Annotated in this window: 17 protein-coding genes; 6 read left to right on the plus strand and 11 right to left on the minus strand. The window is 69.0% G+C overall.

The window, feature by feature from the left end:
• Positions 1-112 precede the first annotated feature (112 nt).
• Positions 113-1,336, plus strand: coding sequence for a UbiH/UbiF/VisC/COQ6 family ubiquinone biosynthesis hydroxylase (locus tag KTN05_RS04280; protein ID WP_217328148.1), 1,224 nt, complete (start codon positions 113-115; stop codon positions 1,334-1,336).
• 112 nt (positions 1,337-1,448) lie between these two features.
• Complete coding sequence (locus tag KTN05_RS04285) at positions 1,449-2,039, plus strand: outer membrane lipoprotein carrier protein LolA (protein ID WP_217328149.1); 591 nt, start codon at positions 1,449-1,451, stop codon at positions 2,037-2,039.
• Positions 2,040-2,229: 190 nt separating this feature from the next.
• On the opposite strand, the gene KTN05_RS04290 is transcribed toward KTN05_RS04285, so the two are convergent.
• A complete protein-coding gene (locus tag KTN05_RS04290) occupies positions 2,230-2,814 on the minus strand; it encodes a lytic transglycosylase (RefSeq protein WP_217328150.1) in 585 nt (194 codons plus the stop codon).
• Positions 2,815-3,007: 193 nt separating this feature from the next.
• Between KTN05_RS04290 and KTN05_RS04295 the strand changes: the two genes are divergently transcribed.
• Positions 3,008-4,192, plus strand: a complete 1,185-nt coding sequence (locus KTN05_RS04295; RefSeq protein WP_217328151.1) for an acetyl-CoA C-acyltransferase family protein — start codon at positions 3,008-3,010, stop codon at positions 4,190-4,192.
• Positions 4,193-4,928: 736 nt separating this feature from the next.
• On the opposite strand, the gene KTN05_RS04300 is transcribed toward KTN05_RS04295, so the two are convergent.
• From KTN05_RS04300 to KTN05_RS04340, 9 genes are all read right to left on the minus strand, one after another.
• Complete coding sequence (locus KTN05_RS04300) at positions 4,929-5,525, minus strand: VUT family protein (protein WP_217328152.1); 597 nt, start codon at positions 5,523-5,525, stop codon at positions 4,929-4,931.
• A 194-nt stretch (positions 5,526-5,719) separates the two neighbouring features.
• Entirely contained in the window at positions 5,720-6,289 is a 570-nt protein-coding gene (locus tag KTN05_RS04305) for a DUF3035 domain-containing protein (protein ID WP_217328153.1), read from the minus strand.
• 30 nt (positions 6,290-6,319) lie between these two features.
• Positions 6,320-7,027 (minus strand): signal peptidase II, encoded by a 708-nt coding sequence (lspA, locus tag KTN05_RS04310; RefSeq protein ID WP_217328154.1) that lies wholly within the window; start codon positions 7,025-7,027, stop codon positions 6,320-6,322.
• A gap of 15 nt (positions 7,028-7,042) precedes the next feature.
• Positions 7,043-8,626, minus strand: coding sequence for a bifunctional phosphoribosylaminoimidazolecarboxamide formyltransferase/IMP cyclohydrolase (gene purH, locus KTN05_RS04315; protein ID WP_217328155.1), 1,584 nt, complete (start codon positions 8,624-8,626; stop codon positions 7,043-7,045).
• Positions 8,627-8,657: 31 nt separating this feature from the next.
• On the minus strand, positions 8,658-9,140 hold the full coding sequence (locus KTN05_RS04320; RefSeq protein WP_217328156.1) for an Lrp/AsnC family transcriptional regulator: 483 nt from the start codon (positions 9,138-9,140) through the stop codon (positions 8,658-8,660).
• 421 nt (positions 9,141-9,561) lie between these two features.
• Positions 9,562-11,061: a tripartite tricarboxylate transporter permease gene (locus KTN05_RS04325; RefSeq protein ID WP_217328157.1), complete on the minus strand. Its 1,500-nt coding sequence runs from the start codon at positions 11,059-11,061 to the stop codon at positions 9,562-9,564.
• Position 11,062: 1 nt separating this feature from the next.
• A complete protein-coding gene (locus KTN05_RS04330; protein WP_217328158.1) occupies positions 11,063-11,524 on the minus strand; it encodes a tripartite tricarboxylate transporter TctB family protein in 462 nt (153 codons plus the stop codon).
• 13 nt (positions 11,525-11,537) lie between these two features.
• Positions 11,538-12,539 carry a tripartite tricarboxylate transporter substrate binding protein gene (locus KTN05_RS04335; RefSeq protein ID WP_217328159.1) on the minus strand — a complete coding sequence of 334 codons (1,002 nt, stop codon included), beginning with the start codon at positions 12,537-12,539 and terminating at the stop codon, positions 11,538-11,540.
• A gap of 64 nt (positions 12,540-12,603) precedes the next feature.
• Positions 12,604-13,089 (minus strand): ureidoglycolate lyase, encoded by a 486-nt coding sequence (locus tag KTN05_RS04340; RefSeq protein ID WP_371823271.1) that lies wholly within the window; start codon positions 13,087-13,089, stop codon positions 12,604-12,606.
• Between the two features lie 153 nt (positions 13,090-13,242).
• Here KTN05_RS04340 and uraH point away from each other — a divergent pair, with 153 nt between their 5' ends.
• The 3 genes from uraH to KTN05_RS04355 all read left to right on the plus strand — a co-directional run bounded on the left by uraH (position 13,243) and on the right by KTN05_RS04355 (position 16,170).
• A complete protein-coding gene (gene uraH / locus KTN05_RS04345; RefSeq protein WP_217328161.1) occupies positions 13,243-13,593 on the plus strand; it encodes a hydroxyisourate hydrolase in 351 nt (116 codons plus the stop codon).
• The gene (locus KTN05_RS04350) at positions 13,590-14,831 is read left to right on the plus strand and encodes a urate hydroxylase PuuD (protein WP_305799894.1); all 1,242 of its coding nucleotides are present in this window, start codon (positions 13,590-13,592) and stop codon (positions 14,829-14,831) included. The genes uraH and KTN05_RS04350 overlap by 4 nt, the downstream gene beginning before the upstream one ends.
• A 133-nt stretch (positions 14,832-14,964) precedes the next feature.
• Positions 14,965-16,170 (plus strand): cyclopropane-fatty-acyl-phospholipid synthase family protein, encoded by a 1,206-nt coding sequence (locus KTN05_RS04355; RefSeq protein ID WP_217328163.1) that lies wholly within the window; start codon positions 14,965-14,967, stop codon positions 16,168-16,170.
• Here the strand turns inward: KTN05_RS04355 and KTN05_RS04360 are convergent.
• Positions 16,130-17,068, minus strand: a complete 939-nt coding sequence (locus tag KTN05_RS04360; RefSeq protein ID WP_217328164.1) for a LysR family transcriptional regulator — start codon at positions 17,066-17,068, stop codon at positions 16,130-16,132. The genes KTN05_RS04355 and KTN05_RS04360 overlap by 41 nt on opposite strands.
• Positions 17,069-17,151: the final 83 nt, after the last annotated feature.

Genomic DNA, 17,151 nt, shown 5'->3' on the forward strand with positions numbered 1-17,151 from the left:
GTCCGCCTTCCGACACGCTAGCGGCGGCGCTGCGCCCCTTCAACTGCGGCGAAGCCGCATGGACCCTCCCCTGCCCCGCGGGTAAGCTGCCGCCGACAGCAGGAGGCCACCCATGCGCCACGATCACGACGTCATCATCGCCGGCGGCGGGCTGAACGGGCCGGCGCTGGCGCTGGCGCTGGCGGCGGCGGGGCTGTCGGTCGCGGTGGTGGATGCGCGCCCGGCCAGTGACCGCGCGGCGGATGATTTCGACGGCCGCGCCTATGCGCTGGCGCTGGCCTCGCGGCGGCTGCTGATGGCCTTGGGCCTGTGGCAGGACCTCGCCCCCAACGCGCAGCCGATCAACAAGGTGATCGCGACGCAGGGCATCCCCGGCGAAGGCGCGGACCGCTTCGCGCTGGTCTTCGACAGCGCCGAGATCGAGGAAGGCACCTTCGGCCACATGCTGGAGGACCGCTTCCTCTATCGCGGCCTCATGTCGGCGATGCAGGGCCGCGTGACCCACATCCCCGGCACCTCGGTCACGGGGCAGGAGGCCGGTCCGGGCGGCGTCGCGGTTCAGCTTTCGGACGGCCGCCGCCTGACCGCGCGACTGCTGGTCGGCGCGGACGGGCGGCAATCGGGCGTCGCCACCCGCGCCGGGATCGGGCGGGCGGGCTGGCGCTATGGCCAGACGGCGCTGGTCGCCGCGCTCGACCACGAGCTTCCCCATCACGGCGAGGCGCATCAGTTCTTCATGCCGACCGGCCCGCTGGCGGTCCTGCCGCTGCCCGGCAACCGCAGTTCGATCGTCTGGTCCGAGGACGAGGCCCGCGCCCGCGCCATCGCCGCGCTGGACGACGCGGCCTTCCTCGACGTCGTCCGCCCCCGCTTCGGGGATTTCCGGGGCGATCTGCGCCTGACCGGCCCGCGCTTCACCTATCCGCTGAGCCTCAGCATCGCCCATGACTACGTCGCCCCGCGCGTCGCGCTGGCGGGCGATTCGGCGCATGGCGTCCACCCCGTCGCGGGGCAGGGCCTCAATCTCGGGCTGCGCGACGTCGCGGCGCTCGCCGAGGTGCTGGTGGCGGCATGGCGGCGCGGCGAGGATATCGGGGCCCCGGACGTGCTGGCCCGCTATCAGCGCTGGCGGCGCTTCGACGGGACCGCGCTGGGGCTTGGGATGGACGGGGTGAACCGGCTGTTCTCGAACGGAAACCCGCTGCTGCGGACGGCGCGCGGCCTCGGCATGGGCGCGATCACCGCGGTCGGCCCGCTGCGCCGCCGCTTCATGCGGCAGGCGGCGGGGCTGACGATGGACCCGATGCCGCGGCTGCTGACCGGGCGCCCGCTGTAACCGCCCGCGGCAATCCTCCGCTCGGAACCCTCACATGCGCGCGAGCGTTCAGGGCCGGGCCGTCCCGGTTTCGTGACGTGCAACCCTTTGACCAGGCGGTATGATCCTATCCATGAACCTTCGCTCGCTCGCACTTGCGCCCGCCTTCGCCGTCGTCTTCGCCCTCGCCTCGGCCTTGCCGGCGGCGGCCGAGAAGATTCCCCTCAACGAACTGTCGCGCTACCTGAACTCGTTCAGGACCGCGGTGGCCGACTTCACGCAGGTCAACCCGAACGGGTCCGTGACGACGGGCAAGGTGTTTATCCACCGCCCGAACCGGGTGCGGTTCGAGTATAACGGCGACGATACGCTGGTGCTGGCCTCGGCGGGACAGGTCGCGGTCTATGACGGCAAGTCGAACTCGGGCCGTCCGCAGCAATACCCGCTGTCACGCACGCCGCTGTCGATCATCCTGGCCGACAACATCAATCTCGGCCGCGCCAACATGGTGACGGGCCATTCCGAGCAGAAGAACACCACGGTCGTCACCGCTCAGGACCCCGCGAACCCGCAATACGGCAACATTCAGCTGGTGTTCACCGCCAACCCGACGCAGCTGCGCCAGTGGGTCGTGACCGACGACGCGGGCAAGAAGACCACCGTCATCCTGGGCGAGATGCAGACGGGCGTGAGCATCCCCTCCTCGCGCTTCATCATCCAGTAAGCGAAAGGGGCCCCGTCAGCCTGTCGGCGGGGCATCTCGATCCCTCACTACCCCGCCGAAGCGACGCAGGGCATCTTCTGTCCGGAAATATCCCGGGGGCCCGGGGGCTGGCCCCCGAACCGGCCCTGAAAGGAACGCCGGAACCTCCGGCTGAGCCATGCCACGGCCATCGAGGCGTTGGCCCTTTCCGTCACCGCCTCCGGCAGGAGGCGAGCTGCTGGCGGTAACGCTCGGACCGGCTGCCCACATTGTCGGCGACCGTCACCAGCCACGCCTTGTTGTTATAGGACCCCCGCGCGAAGCCGGTCCGCCCCTCGTGATAGGCGAGATACTGGCTGCGCGCGTCGTGAGGCGGGACGCCAAGGCTGCGCGTCGTGCCGTTCATGTACCAGCCCATGAAGTCGGTCGCGTCCCGGATGTTGTCGCGGCGGGCGCGGCGCTTGCCGGTGGATTTGAGATATTCCTCCCACGTGCCGTCCAGCGCCTGCGAATAGCCGTAGGCCGAGCTTTGCCGCCCCAGCGGGATGATCCCCAGCGCGAACTGATGCGGGGTGCGGGCGTTCCCCACGAATCGCGATTCCTGGTGGATCGTCGCCATCTGCACATGCACCGGCACGCCCCAACGCCGTTCGGCCTGGCGCATCGCCTGCAGATAGGCCGGCCGTTCCGCGACCAGCGCGCAGGCGTTGTCGAGATTGCGCGGCGCCTTGCCGCCTCCGCCCCCGCCGCACGACGCCACCAGGAGAATGATCCCCAGTTTCAGATACCTGTTCATCTGCCGCCTCGTATTTTTTTCTTGGTCGTCTTTTTTGACGGCGAATGTAGGGCGATTCCGCGCTTCAGGGAAATCAGGAATGCGTCAGGAGGCGGAGTTCCGCTTTTGCTGCCCTGCGGCATCATCGGACTTTCCCAAGCCCGCCGCTGCGTCTAGGGTTGGCCCAAGCCACCCATCTTCGAAAGGACCAGACATGGCCGAGAACGAGATCGTCATCCTGTCCGGCGCCCGGACCGCCATCGGCGGCTTCGGCGGCAGCCTCGCAAGCGTCGCGCCCATCGACCTCGCGACGACCGTCACCAGGGCCGCGATGGAACGCGCCGGAGTCCAGCCCGACCAGATCGGCACGGTCGTCTTCGGCCATGTCATCAACACCGAGCCGCGCGACATGTATCTGGGCCGCGTGGCGATGCTGAACGCGGGCATTCCCGACGCGACCCCGGCGATGAACGTCAACCGGCTCTGCGGCTCGGGCGCGCAGGCGATCGTGTCGGCGGCGCAGGCGCTGATGCTGGGCGATGCCGACTTCGCCATAGCCGGCGGCGCGGAATCGATGAGCCGCGGCCCCTACATCCTCCCCTCGATGCGCCACGGCGCCAAGATGGGCGACCAGTCCGCCGTTGACATGATGGTCGGCGCGCTGACCTGCCCGATGGGCACCGGCCACATGGGCATCACCGCCGAGAACGTGGCCAGCGAGGCCAGCGTCACCCGCGAGGACCAGGACGCCTTCGCGCTGGAAAGCCAGAACCGCGCCGCCCGCGCGATCGAGGAAGGCCGCTTCAAGGAGCAGATCGTCCCCGTCGAGATCAAGACCCGCAAGGGCACCGTGACCTTCGACACCGACGAGCATCCCAAGGCCACCAGCGCCGAGAAGCTCGCCGGCCTGCGCCCCGCCTTCAAGAAGGACGGCGGCAGCGTCACGGCCGGCAACGCCAGCGGCATCAACGACGGCGCGGCGGCGCTGGTGCTGGCGCGGGCCGAAGCCGCCGAGGCGGCCGGCCTGAAGCCGAAGGCGCGCATCCTCGGCTATGCCGTCGCGGGCGTCCCGGCGCGCGTCATGGGCAACGGCCCGATCCCGGCCGTCCGCAAGCTGATGGAGCAGACCGGCCTGTCGATCGGCGACTTCGACGTGATCGAATCGAACGAGGCCTTCGCCGCGCAGGCGCTCGCCGTCGGCAAGGAACTGGGCATGGACCCGGCCAAGGTGAACCCGAACGGCGGCGCCATCGCCCTCGGCCACCCGGTCGGCGCGACCGGCGCCATCCTGACCGTGAAGGCGATGTATGAGCTGGACCGGATCGACGGAAAGAAGGCGCTGATCACCATGTGCATCGGCGGCGGCCAGGGCATCGCCATCGCCATCGAGCGGATCTGATCGGCTCGAGCCAATGACTTCGAGGCCCGGCTGCAGCGATGCGGCCGGGCTTTTTCGTTCGGGTGGCCGGCGCAGGCTGTCGGGGCAGACTGGATCGCCCGTCGCCATCTCCTGCCCGCAAGCCGGTGATTGCGCCGCATCCACATGGATCGCGCGGCCCGAAAGCGGCATCCGGCCCAAGCAGTCAGCCCCGAAGATGATCCCCAGCGCCGACGCCTCAATGGCCGTGGGCATGGAGCAACCGGAGGTTCCGGGGGTTACCTTTAAGGGGCCGCTTCGGGGGCCAGCCCCCGAGCCCCCGAGATATTTCTGGACAGAAGATGCCCAGGCTCGCTTCGGCGGAGTCGTCAGGGATTGATGATGATCGGGGTGCCGTCGCGGACCGACGTGCAGATGCCCCCTCCGCAGATAAACGACCGGGGGGCATGGCGGCCGTTCTGCGGCATGAGCATCGCGGCTACCCTGCCGTCGGTCGCGCGGCTGCCCGAGGGGCCGAAAAACCGAACGGGCCGCCCCTTGGGAGCGGCCCGCGAGATCCGGGAAGATGGTCCGGTTAGGGACGGAACGAATCCGGTCCCAGGCAGGGGTTGTCACCCTTGGGGCTGCCCTCAGGCGGTCCTTCCCCTGACTGTTCCGACACCTCTCTCCAACATCACTCTCGACACTGGACCACCTCCTTTCACTGCGTTGACGCTGACCCAAGCCTGCCACAGCTGATCCGTTAGTCAACGCAAATTCACGTGGGGCGGGACAGTATTTTGCGGACGGCGAACCGGAAGGGCACAAGCGCAAGTAGTGCGAGCGCGATCTTGACCAGCCAGTCCGCGACTCCGAGCGACATCCAGACGGGCGCGAGCGGCCCGACCCCGAGCAGCGGCACGGCCTCGTTCGCCCAGCCGGTATTCGCGTCCACGGGCAGGAACGCGGCGAAGGCGATGGTGAAGAACAGCAGCGTGTCCAGCGCCGCGCCGATCAGCGAGGACAGGAACGGCGCCTTCCACCAGCTGCCGTGGCGCAGGCGGTCGAACACGGCCACGTCCAGCATCTGCGCGGCCAGGAACGCGGCGCCGGAGCCGCAGGCGATCCGCAGCGTGGTCGCGTCCAGCCCGGCGGCGATCAGCGAACAGAGCAGCCCGACCGAAAACCCCGCGATCACCACCTTGCGGGCGGCGGGGGCGCCGTGGACGCGGTTGGTGATGTCGGTGACGAGGAAGGCAAAGGGATAGGTCATCGCGCCCCAGGTCAGCCAGTCGCCCAGCATGAACTGGACGAGGATGTTGGAGGCAACGACGACGGATGCCATCGCCAGAATGGCGGGCAGAAGGACGGGCATGGGAATTTCCGTTTTACAAGGTCGCGGACAACTCGGCCCCGCGCGGCCGGAAAGGCGGGCGGAACGGGGCTCGCTTACGGCGGGCGGGAGCCGCTGTCAAGGTTTGCAAGCCTCAGAACCGGCCAGCGTCCGGCCACCCCGACGGGCCGCGGCGTGTCAGAGGGTCCGCCCCGGAAGGGCGAGGGTGACCCCCGTCAGTCGGACATCCGGTCTTCCACGGGAGCAGAGCGCGTCGGCAGCACCCGGCCGCGGGCGGTCGCCTGCCCTTGCGGCGGCGCCGAGGGGGTCTGCACGCCGGTCGGGCGCCAGCGTTCCAGCTCGGCCCAGCTGTCCAGCGTCTGCGGCTCGTAGGCGCGGTAATAGACGTTGGTCCGTGCCAGCACCTCCAGCGGGCGGCGGCGGTGCTGCGAACGGTATTCCGCGTCCTCGACCGCCGTCATCTCGCGGATGCCCGGCTGCACGCCGCCGCGCCCGGCATAGGCGATCAGCGCCGCGTCGCCCGGTCCGATCCCCTGCGCGGCAAGCTGCGCCGGGTTGCCGCCGAGCGCCGCCACCGCATCCGCTTCCGGCGTGGGGTCGGTGATGTTGCCGCCGCCGGGGGTCGGCGGGGGAAGCTGGTTCAGGTCGGGGGGCATCTGCAGCGTCTTTGTCGGGACGATCGCGAACTCGTCCGGCCCGTTGCCGCTGGTCAGGTTCATCAGCCTTCCGTCGCCCGAACATGCGGCCAGCACGACCACGGATAGGCTCAGCACGATTGCCCGCATGTCACTCTCCGGTTCCTTGTCGGGGAGGGTTTAGCGCGTCTTGCGCCGCCCGTCACGGGTCTTGTCGGGCTCGATCTCGCGCGCCGGCAGGAATACGAGCCCCAGCGCCCCCGCGAAGATGGCGATGTCGGCCACGTTGAAGCTGTAGGGGTTACGCCAGCCGGGCAGCGACATGTTCAGGAAATCCGCCACCGCGCCATAGGCCACGCGGTCGATGACATTGCCCAAAGCCCCGCCGATCAGCAGGCCGGATGCGATCCGCGCCAAGCGCCCCGGCCGCGCCCGCCACAGCCAGACCGCAACCCACAGGCAGACGGCGAGCGCGACGGCGATCAGCACCCAGCGCATCACCTCCACGTCCGAGCTGAACAGCCCGAAGTTGACGCCCTGATTCCAGGCCATCCGCAAGTTCAGCCAGGGCTCCCAGACGGTGAGCTCCTGGATCACCTTCAGGTTCAGCGCGTGGACGACGATGTATTTCGTCAGCTGGTCGATGGCGATGATGACGGCTGCGACGATCAGCGCTGCCCGCAGCGCCGTTCCCTGCGGCGGTGGCGGGGCCTTGCGCGAGCCCCTGCCGCCCGTCTTGCGGGCGGGGGCGCTGCCTGCGGTTTTTTTTTGCGTCGTCGCCCGCGGCTTGCGGGGTTTCGGCTCCTTCGGCGGCCCTTCCTTGGGCGGGGTGGCCTGCGGTGCAGGCTCCTTCGGTGCGGCGTGGGCTGTGTCGTCGCTGTCGGTCATGCGTGATCTGGCCCGTCAGTGCCGGAAATGCCGCTGGCCGGTGAACACCATCGCAAGGCCCAGCCGGTCGGCGGCCGCGATCACCTCGGCGTCGCGCATCGACCCGCCGGGCTGGATCACCGCCCGCGCGCCCGCGGCGGCAAGCGCCTCGATCCCGTCCGCAAAGGGGAAGAACGCGTCCGAGGCAACCGCCGCCCCTTCGGTCAGCGGCGCGGCAAGGCCGAGCGCCTCGGCCATGTCCTCGGACTTGCGGCGGCCGATGCGGGTGGAATCGACCCGGCTCATCTGCCCGGCGCCGATACCCACGGTTGCGCGGCCCTTCGCATAGACGATGGCGTTGGACTTGACGTGCTTGGCGACGGTCCAGGCGAACAGCAGGTCGTCCAGCTCCGCCGCATCCGGCTGGCGCTTGGTCACGACCTTCAGGTCGGCGCGGGCGACATGCCCCGAGTCGCGGTCCTGCACGAGGAAGCCGCCCGCCACCTGCCGGAAGGCCAGCCCGCCGGCGCGCGGATCGGGCAGCCCGCCGGTGGTCAGCAGGCGCAGGTTCTTCTTGGCCGCAAAGACCGCGCGCGCTGTGTCGGTCGCATCGGGGGCGATCACGACCTCGGTGAAGATCTCGGTGATGGCGCGGGCGGTCGCCTCGTCCAGCGTGCCGTTCAGTGCCACGATCCCGCCGAAGGCCGAGGTGCGGTCGCAGTCATAGGCGCGGCGATAGGCCGCCTCGAACGAATCGCCTTGCGCGACGCCGCAGGGATTGGCGTGCTTGATGATCGCGACCGCCGGGCCTTCGGCGAACTCGGCCACCAGCTCGAACGCCGCATCGGTGTCGTTGATGTTGTTGTAGGACAGCTCCTTGCCCTGCCACTGCCGCGCCGTGGCGACGCCGGGGCGGGTGGAGCCGTCGGTATAGAACGCGGCCCGCTGATGCGGGTTCTCGCCATAGCGCAAGGGCTGGGCCAGCGTTCCGGCGAAGACGCGGCGGCGCGGGGTCTGCTCACCGATTGCGCCCGCCATCCAGGTGGACACCGCCGCGTCATAGGCCGCCGTGCGGGCATAGGCCGCCTGCGCCATGCGCTGACGGAAGGCCCAGGTCACAGCGCCAGCGTTCGTGTCGAGTTCGGCCAGCAGGGCCGCGTAGTCCTGAACATCGACGATGGTGGTGACGAAGGCGTGGTTCTTGGCCGCCGCGCGGATCATCGCCGGGCCGCCGATGTCGATGTTCTCGACGCAGTCGTCATATCCCGCGCCCTTCGCCACCGTCGCCTCGAACGGATAGAGGTTGACGATCAGCAGGTCGATCTCCTCGATCCCGTGCTCGTCCATGCTGGCCCGGTGCGCGGGGTCGTCGCGCAGCGCCAGCAGGCCGCCATGGACCTTGGGATGCAGCGTCTTGACCCGGCCGTCCATCATCTCGGGAAAGCCGGTCAGGTCGGCCACGTCGCGCACGTCCAGCCCCGCGCCCCGCAGCGCGGCGGCGGTGCCGCCGGTGGACAGCAGGTCGATGCCACGGCGCGAAAGCTCGCGGGCGAAATCCTCCAGCCCGGTCTTGTCGGAGACGGAGATCAGCGCGCGGCGCGGCGTGATGGTTCGGGTCATGCGGGCCCCCAGTTCGGCGATGCCCGTTCCCCTATCTTCCGTTGCCGCGAAGGTCCAGCGCGGCGCGATCCTTCAGCGTCCGCATCACCACGTCCGCACGGACCTGACTGACCCGCGGATGCGACAGCAGCGTCTCGTGGACGAAGCTGCCGAAGGATTCCATGTCGCGGAAACGCACGTCCAGCACATAATCGGCATCGCCCGCGACCGAGAACGCCGATTCCACCTGTGGCAGCCCATCGACGAAGCGCATGAACTCCTCGTCGCTGTCCGGGCCGTCGCGGCGCAGGTTGATCCGCACCATCGCCCGCAACCCGAGGCCGAGCGCGATGGGGTTCAGGCGCGCGTTGTATCCCTGGATCACGCCGGAAGCCTCGAGCGCCGCGCGGCGGCGGGCGCATTGGCTGGGGGACAGATTCACCACCTGCGACAGGGCCGCAGCCGTCATCGCGCCGTCCCGCTGCAGCGCGATCAGAAGTGCCACGTCGAACGAGTCGAGATCAGCGAGCGTCATGCAACCACATACTTATGCGAACTTCTCGCAATCAGCCTGCGCCAGCCCGGAATAAATGCAAGCACTTCGCGCGGCAATTGATCGATAACTATACAAGATCAACTGCGACCCATCGCCGTGCAACGGCAGGTTACGCGCCATCCGTCTGCCGGAGCGAATCCGGCGCTGGCGCCGGCCGGGTCGCGACAGGATCGACGGTCGCCGGACGGCTCGCCCCGTCCCCGGCGGTCCCCTGAAGAGGATCGGGGCGTCGCGGCGCAGATTCGCCGCGCAACTGCAAGACCCGGCTGGTCCGCACCGACCGCCATGTTTGTTTTTTTGTCGCTGGTTACCTCGTGACGGCGGCGACGGGTGCGGATTGGGCAGGGTCTTCTCCCGACCCTCGTGCGCAGCCCTTCGGGGCTGCGCATTTCGCTTGATCTCACCGCGTTGCCGACCTGCGCCGGGCCGAGCGCACCGCTCCCCAGACCGACCACAGGATCAGCGCCGCGCTCGCTAGGATGAAACCCGCCGCGATCGGCCGTTCGAGGAACACCATCGGGTCCCCGCGCGAGATCAGCATGGCGCGGCGCAGGTTCGTCTCGATCAGCGGGCCGAGGACGAAGCCCAGCAGCAGCAGCGCCGGGCTGAACCGGGCCAGCGCCAGCAGATAGCCGACCGCCCCGATCATTGCGACCGCCAGCACGTCGAAGCTGCTGCCGCGCACGGAATAGACGCCGAGGCAGACGAACACGATGATCGCCGGATAAAGCCAGCGGAACGGCAGCCGCAGCAGCGAAACCCAGATCCCGATCAGCGGCAGGTTCAGGATCAGCAGCAGCAGGTTGCCGATGCCGAAGCTGACGACGAGGCCCCAGAACATCTCGGGCCGCGCCTCCAGCATCATCGGACCGGGCTGGACTCCGTGGATCACCAACGCGCCCAGCATCAGCGCCATGATCGGATCGCCGGGGATACCCAGCGTCAGGGTCGGCACGAAAGCGGTGATGGCGGCGGCGTTGTTGGCGGCCTCGGGGCCAGCCACGCCCTCGATTGCGCCGCTGCCGAAGCGTTCCGGCTGGCGGGCGACGCGGCGTTCCATCGCGTAGCTGAGGAACGATGAAATCGTGGACCCGGTGCCGGGGAGCGAGCCGAAGAAGCTGCCGAGGGCCGAGCCGCGCAGCGTCGGCATCACCATGCGCCGCGAATCGTCGCGGGTCGGCTTCATCTGCGCGAACGTCACCTTGTCGGGCGAGCCGTGATCGCTGCCGCGGATGTTGCCGATCACCTCGGCCACCCCGAACAGCCCCATCGCCAGCGCCACGAGGTTCACCCCGTCCATCAGCTGCGTGGACCCGAAGGTCAGCCGCTGCACGCCGCTGTTCACGTCTGTTCCAACGGTGCCGAGGATCAGCCCCAGCACCACCATCGCAAAGCTCTTGGCCGGCGCACCCCCGCCGATGGTGGATGCTGCGACCAGCCCCAGGATCATCATCGCCGCGTAATCCGCCGCACCGAACTGGGTTGCCACCCGCCCCAGCCAGCTTGCCAGCAGCACCAGCACCACGATCCCGAGGATCGAGCCGACGAAGCTGGACACCATCGACGCGAACAGTGCCTGTCCCGCCCGCCCCTGCCGCGCCATCGGATAGCCGTCGAGCGCCGTCACCGCCGACTGCGGCGTTCCCGGCAGCCGCAGCAGGATCGAGGACACCGCGCCGCCGTATTGCGAGCCGTAATAGACCCCGGCCAGCATCACCAGCGCGGCTTCCGGCGTGATGTAATAGGTGATCGGCAGCAGCAGCGAGATCGCCGCCATCGCCCCGATCCCCGGCAGCACGCCGATGAGAGTGCCCAGCACCACGCCGATGAGGCAGTAAAGCATGATCTCCGGCTGGAGGGCGACGCCCAGCCCGTAGAGCAGCCCTTCCCAGGCGCCCATCTCAGCCGATCCCCAGTCGCGAAAGCTGCGGCCAGAGCGGGATCGACATCTTCAGCCCGACCCCGAAGACCAGCCAGACCAGCGCCGTGACCGCCGCGCACAGCGCCAGCCGCCAGACCCAGCCGGGCCGCTCGGCCGGCCAGCTTGCCAGCAGCACGGCCAGCGCAGTCGTCAGCACCAGCCCCAGCCGGTGCATGCCGAAGCCGAACAGCACGATCGCGCCCAGCACCGCCAAGGCCTCGGGCCAGTGGATCGGGCTCGGGACGCCCGCGCGGGTCCACGCGGGGATCGCGACCAGCAGCCCCAGAACCGCCAGCAGCGCCCCCAGAATCGTCGGGAAGAACCCCGGCCCCATCGCGCGGAGCGCGCCGAAGTCGTAATGCACCCCTGACCAGACGGCGACGCCAAGGCCCGCGGCGGCCAGCGTCAGGCCGCCCCAGAGGTCGTGATGGTCCCGCTGCATCGCGCCGGTCGGCTCAGTTCGCCGCCGCGCCGACCCGGTCGATGACCCCGCCCCACATGGCGGTGTCGGCCTCGATGCGGGTCGCCAGTTCCTCGGGCGTGCCGGGCTGGGCCTGCCAGCCCATCGCCAGCAGCGGCTCGGTCACGGCGGGGTCCTGAAGGATCTCGTTGATCTCGGTGTTCAAGCGCTCGATGATCGCCGGATCGGTGCCGGCGGGGGCGATGAAGGCGTTCCACAGTTCGGCCTGGAAATCCGCCGGCAGGCCCGCCTGCCCCGCCATCACCGGAACGTCAGGCGCGACGGCGGACGGCTCGGGCGAGGTTACGCCCAGCAGGCGCAGCGCGCCCGCCTGCACCTGCGGCAGCGCGGCGGACGGGGCCATGAAGCCGGAGTCGATCTCGCCGCCGACGATCGAGGTCGTGACCTCGGCGTAGCTGGTGAAGGGGATGTGCAGCATCTCGACGCCGGCCGCGCTGGCGAACAGCTCCGCCGTCAGATGCGCGCCCGAGCCCTGCCCGACCGAGCCATAGGTCAGCGCGCCCGGCTCGGCCTTCGCCAGATCCACGAAGCCCGCCAGATCCTGCGCGGGCGATTCGGCGTTGACCGCCAGCACCAGCGGGCTGGTCGCGATCAGCGCCACCGGCGCCACGTCCGTCGCCGGATCGTAGGAGAGGTTCGGCACCAGCCGCTGCGAGGTCGTCAGCGGCCCGTTGATCGTGGTGGCGAAGGTATGGCCGTCATTGCCCATCAGCATTGTCTGCACGCCGATGACCCCGCCCGCGCCGGGCTTGTTGTCCACCACCACCGGCTGGCCGAGGCGTTTGGCCAACGGCTCGGTGATGAGGCGGGTCAGCGTGTCGGGCGACGATCCGGCGGGGAAGCCGACGACGACGCGCACCGGGCCGGTCGGCCAGTCAGCGTCCTGCGCGTAAGCCGCGCCCGCGAGGGTCGCGGCGGCGGCGAATGCGGCGATCGCGCCGCGGCGGGTGAAGTGCGACATCTCGGCGTTCCCCATGCAAAATCCTCGCGCGGTCTTGCCCCCTGAGCCGGAAAACGTCAATCCGCAGGCTCCTGGGCGGTCAGCCCGGCACCACCGTCCACGGCTGATCGTAGGTGTATTCCTCCAGATTCGGTCCCTCGGCGCAGCGGTCCACCACGGCGAACAGCCCCGGATCGGCCAGCGGCGTCAGCACCCCGTGCCAGACATTGCGGCCGATATTCACCCCCTGCCCCGGCGCGGACACGAATGCGACGGGCGTTCCCGGCCTGCCGCCCTCATCCGGCGCGACGATGACCAGAAACGGGCTCTGCGTCATCGGCAGGAACGCCTGACTGCCCAGCGGATGCCGCTCGACCAGCGAGAACGCATGAGGCAGCGTCACCGACTCCGACCTAAAGACCGAGATCCCCGCCCGTCCGTCCACATCCAGCCGCGCGCGGTCGTGGAATCGCCCGCAGCGGCCTGCGTTGATGATCCGGTCGGGCGGCCCTTCGGCGGCGATCACCTCGCCGAACGGGGCGAAGGCTTTGGGGTCGAGCGGGCGGGCGGTGAGGGTGCGGGTCACGGGCGGTCCTTTCGCGGTCGGCCTTTTCGCGGTCGGGGCGACCATGCCAGTCTTTCGCAAAGTTATAAACTGCATCCGGGCCGGTCCCGCCTATCGTCGCGCGGCCCGTCTGGGCTAAGGATGGCGAAAAGCAACGGACAAGGGGGAGGACGCATGGCGGGCTATCTGACGACCCATGTGCTGGACACGGCGAACGGGCGCCCGGCGGCGGGAATGCGGATCACGCTTCACGCGCTGGACGGCGCGCGCCGCGCGCTGGCCGAGGTCACGACCAACGACGACGGCCGCACCGACGGGCCGATCCTGCCGCAGGACCGCTTCGCCGCGGGCCGCTATGAGCTGGTGTTCCATGTCGGCGAATGGCTGGACGCCCAAGGTGCGCAAGGCGGACAGCCGCGGTTTCTGGACGAGGTGCCGATCCGCTTCGGCATGGGTGAGGACGATCACTACCACGTCCCGCTGCTGATCTCGCCCTATGGCTATTCGACCTATCGGGGAAGCTGATGGACCTCGTCATCCTTCACGACTGGGCCGCCTTCGCAATCCGCTGGGTGCATGTCATCACGGCCATCGCGTGGATCGGCTCGTCCTTCTACTTCATCGCGCTGGACCTTGCGCTGCAGAAGGCCCCCGGCCTGCCAGGAGGGGCGCATGGCGAGGAATGGCAGGTCCACGGCGGCGGCTTCTACCACATCACCAAGTATCTGGTCGCCCCGGCCCGGCTGCCCGAGCATCTGACCTGGTTCAAGTGGGAAAGCTATTCCACCTGGCTTTCCGGAGCGGCGCTGCTGATGGTGCTCTACTGGGCGCAGGCCGAGCTGTTCCTGATCGACCCGGCCAAGATGGAACTGTCGGTCTGGGCGGCGATCCTGATCTCGGCCGCGTCGCTCAGCATCGGCTGGCTGATCTATGACCGACTCTGCAAAAGCGGGCTGGCCGAGCGGCCGATCCAGCTGATGCTGCTGCTGTTCGTGCTGCTGGTGGTGATGGCGTGGGGCTACAACCAGGTGTTCACGGGCCGCGCCGCGCTGCTGCATCTGGGTGCGTTCACGGCGACGATCATGTCGGCCAACGTCTTCTTCATCATCATGCCGAACCAGCGGATCGTGGTGCAGGACCTGAAGACGGGCCGCAAGCCGGACCCGAAATACGGCAAGATCGCCAAGCTCCGCAGCACCCACAACAACTACCTGACGCTGCCGGTCATCTTCCTGATGCTGTCGAACCACTACCCGCTCGCCTTCGCCAGCGAATACAACTGGCTGATCGCGGCGCTGGTGTTCCTGATGGGCGTCACCATCCGGCATTTCTTCAACACCATGCATGCGCGCCGCAAATGGCCGTGGTGGACATGGGGCGTCACGGCGCTGCTGTTCCTCGCCTGCGTGTGGCTGTCCACGCTCGGCACCCAGCGCCTGCCGGATGAGGAAACGCGGCTGACGGCCCGCGAGGCGCGCTTCGCCGCCGATCCGCATTTCGAGCAGGTGCGCGACATCGTGATGGGCCGCTGCTCGATGTGCCACGCGGCCGAGCCGGGCTGGCCCGGCATCGCCGCCGCGCCCAAGGGCTTCGCGTTCGAGACCGACGCCCAGATCGCCCGCGCCGCACGCGAGATCTACCTGCAGGCCGGGCTGACCGACGCCATGCCGCCCGCCAATGTCAGCTTCATCGAGCCGGAGGAACGCGCCGTTCTGCGCGACTGGTTCCGGGCGGTGAATGGCGGACGGCTCGCGTCCAACTGATCCGGGTTCGCGCCGGCCAGACCGGCAGGCGGGTTCGCGCCGCCCCGCCCCACCCGCGCCGTTGACTTTGCCCGGAAACCGGACCGATCCTGCCCGGATGCTGCGACGAGGGGGAAAGAGGGGGGCTTCGCGGATGTGGCAGTCGGTTCTCGACCGGATGCTCCGGTCCTTCCTGCGCCATGGCGCGCTGACGATCCGTTACCCCGATGGGCGGATCGTGCAATACGGATCGGGCGAGGGTCCGTGCGTGGCGATCCGGGACGACGCCACGCTGCGGCGCATCGCGCTCGACCCGCAACTGGCGGTGGGCGAGGCCTATATGGACGGCACGCTCACAATTGACGGTGACGACCTCCACGGCTTCCTCGAGACGGCAGTCAGGAACACCGCGGCGCCCGATCCGGCAAGGTGGTATCGGCTGCGGGAGGCGGCGGGCAGCGTCGTCTCGCCGCTGCGGCAACTCAACGGGCTGCGGCGATCGCGCGCCAACGTGGCGCATCACTACGATCTGACGCCGGCGCTCTACGACCTGTTCCTCGACGCGGACAAGCAGTATTCCTGCGCCTATTTCCGCGATCCCGGCAACACGCTGGAAAAGGCGCAGTCCGACAAGAAGCACCACATCGCGCGGAAGCTGTGCATCCAGCCGGGGATGCGGGTCCTGGATATCGGCTGCGGCTGGGGCGGAATGGCCCTGACGCTCGCGCGCGATTACGGCGCGAAGGTGGTCGGCATCACGCTGTCCGAAGAGCAGCTTGCCATCGCCCGGACCCGCGCCCATCGGGCGGGGCTGGCCGGACAGGTGGAGTTCCGGCTTCAGGACTACCGCAACGTGAGCGAGTCGTTCGACCGGGTGGTGTCGGTCGGCATGTTCGAGCATGTGGGGCGGCCCAATTATGGTGCCTATTTCCGGGTGGTCCGCGACCGGCTGACCGAGGACGGCATCGCCCTGATCCACACCATCGGCCATGCCGCCCCCTCGGCGCCGTCCAACGCCTGGATCCGCAAGCACATCTTTCCGGGCGGCCACGTCCCCTCGATGTCCGAGGTGACGCCCGCCATCGAAAGGACGGGGCTGCGGGTCGCGGATATCGAGTGCTGGCGGCTTCACTACGCGATGACGCTGCGCCACTGGTTCGACCGGTTCACCGCCCGCGCCGCCGAAGCCCAGGCCATCCATGACGCCCGTTTCGTGCGGATGTGGAAATTCTATCTCGCCGCCTGCGAGGCGACCTTCCGCTGCGGCCGCAACGATGTCTGGCAGTTCCAGCTTTCCCGCAGGACGGACGCAGCGCCGATCACTCGGGATTATCTTTACGGGCCGCAGCCGGGGGCCTGACGGCCTCTCCGACACCCCGCAGCTCCTGCGCCGCGAAGTCCACGAACAGCCGCACCTTGGGGTCCTGAAGCTGGCGATGCGGCATCAGGATGCCGAACTGCGCCGATATCGGGGGCGTGTCGGGCAGCACCTCGACCAGCGATCCATCGGCCAGATGCGCCGCGACCTCGTAGCGCGGCCGGTTGGCGATCCCCGCCCCGGCCAGCGCCCATTCGGTCAGCACGTCGCCGGAATCCGCGTCGAACCGCCCGCTTACGGCAAGCTTGCGGCGGCCCTCGGGCGTCTCCAGCACCCAGAAATATTCGGGCGAGCGCGGAAAGCGCAGCAGCAGGCAGTTATGCGCCATCAGATCGTCGGGCACGGCGGGTGTGCCCTGCGCCGCCAGATACGAAGGCGCGGCGACCAGCACCCGCGCGAAGTCGTCGATCCTGCGCCAGGCGAAGGTGGAATCCTGCGGCTCGCCGAGGAAGAAGGCCAGGTCGGCGGAATCCTCGATCAGGTTCACGTTGCGGTCGGTCAGGCGCAGCCGCACCTGCACATCCGGCCAGCGTTCGCAGAAACGCGGGATCAGCGGGGCGATCAGCCGCCGCCCGATCCCCAGCGGCGCCACCACCCGGATCGCCCCCTGGGGCGAGCCGGAATGGCTGGCGACCAGCGCCTCGGTCTCGTCCACCGCCTCCAGGATCTTGCGGGCGCTGTCATAGAGAAGCTGGCCGATCTCGGTCGTGGTCAGGCTGCGGGTGGTGCGGTTCAGCAGCCGGACGCCGAAATGGTTCTCCAGCTCCTTGATGCGGTTCGACGCGCCCGCCGGCGACAGCCGCATCTCGCGCCCGCCGGCGGTGATCGAGCCCTTCTCGACCACGCGGACGAACACGCGCAGACTGTCCAGATACGACATTCAGGGGGTCCATTTTCAAGAACGGGTGTAAACTGTTCACCATCGAAAGGCATTCGGCAACCCTGCAGGGTGTCCTACGTCTG

The organism is Paracoccus sp. Z118 (genome assembly GCF_019061185.1).
In the GTDB taxonomy this organism is placed as follows: Bacteria; Pseudomonadota; Alphaproteobacteria; order Rhodobacterales; family Rhodobacteraceae; genus Paracoccus.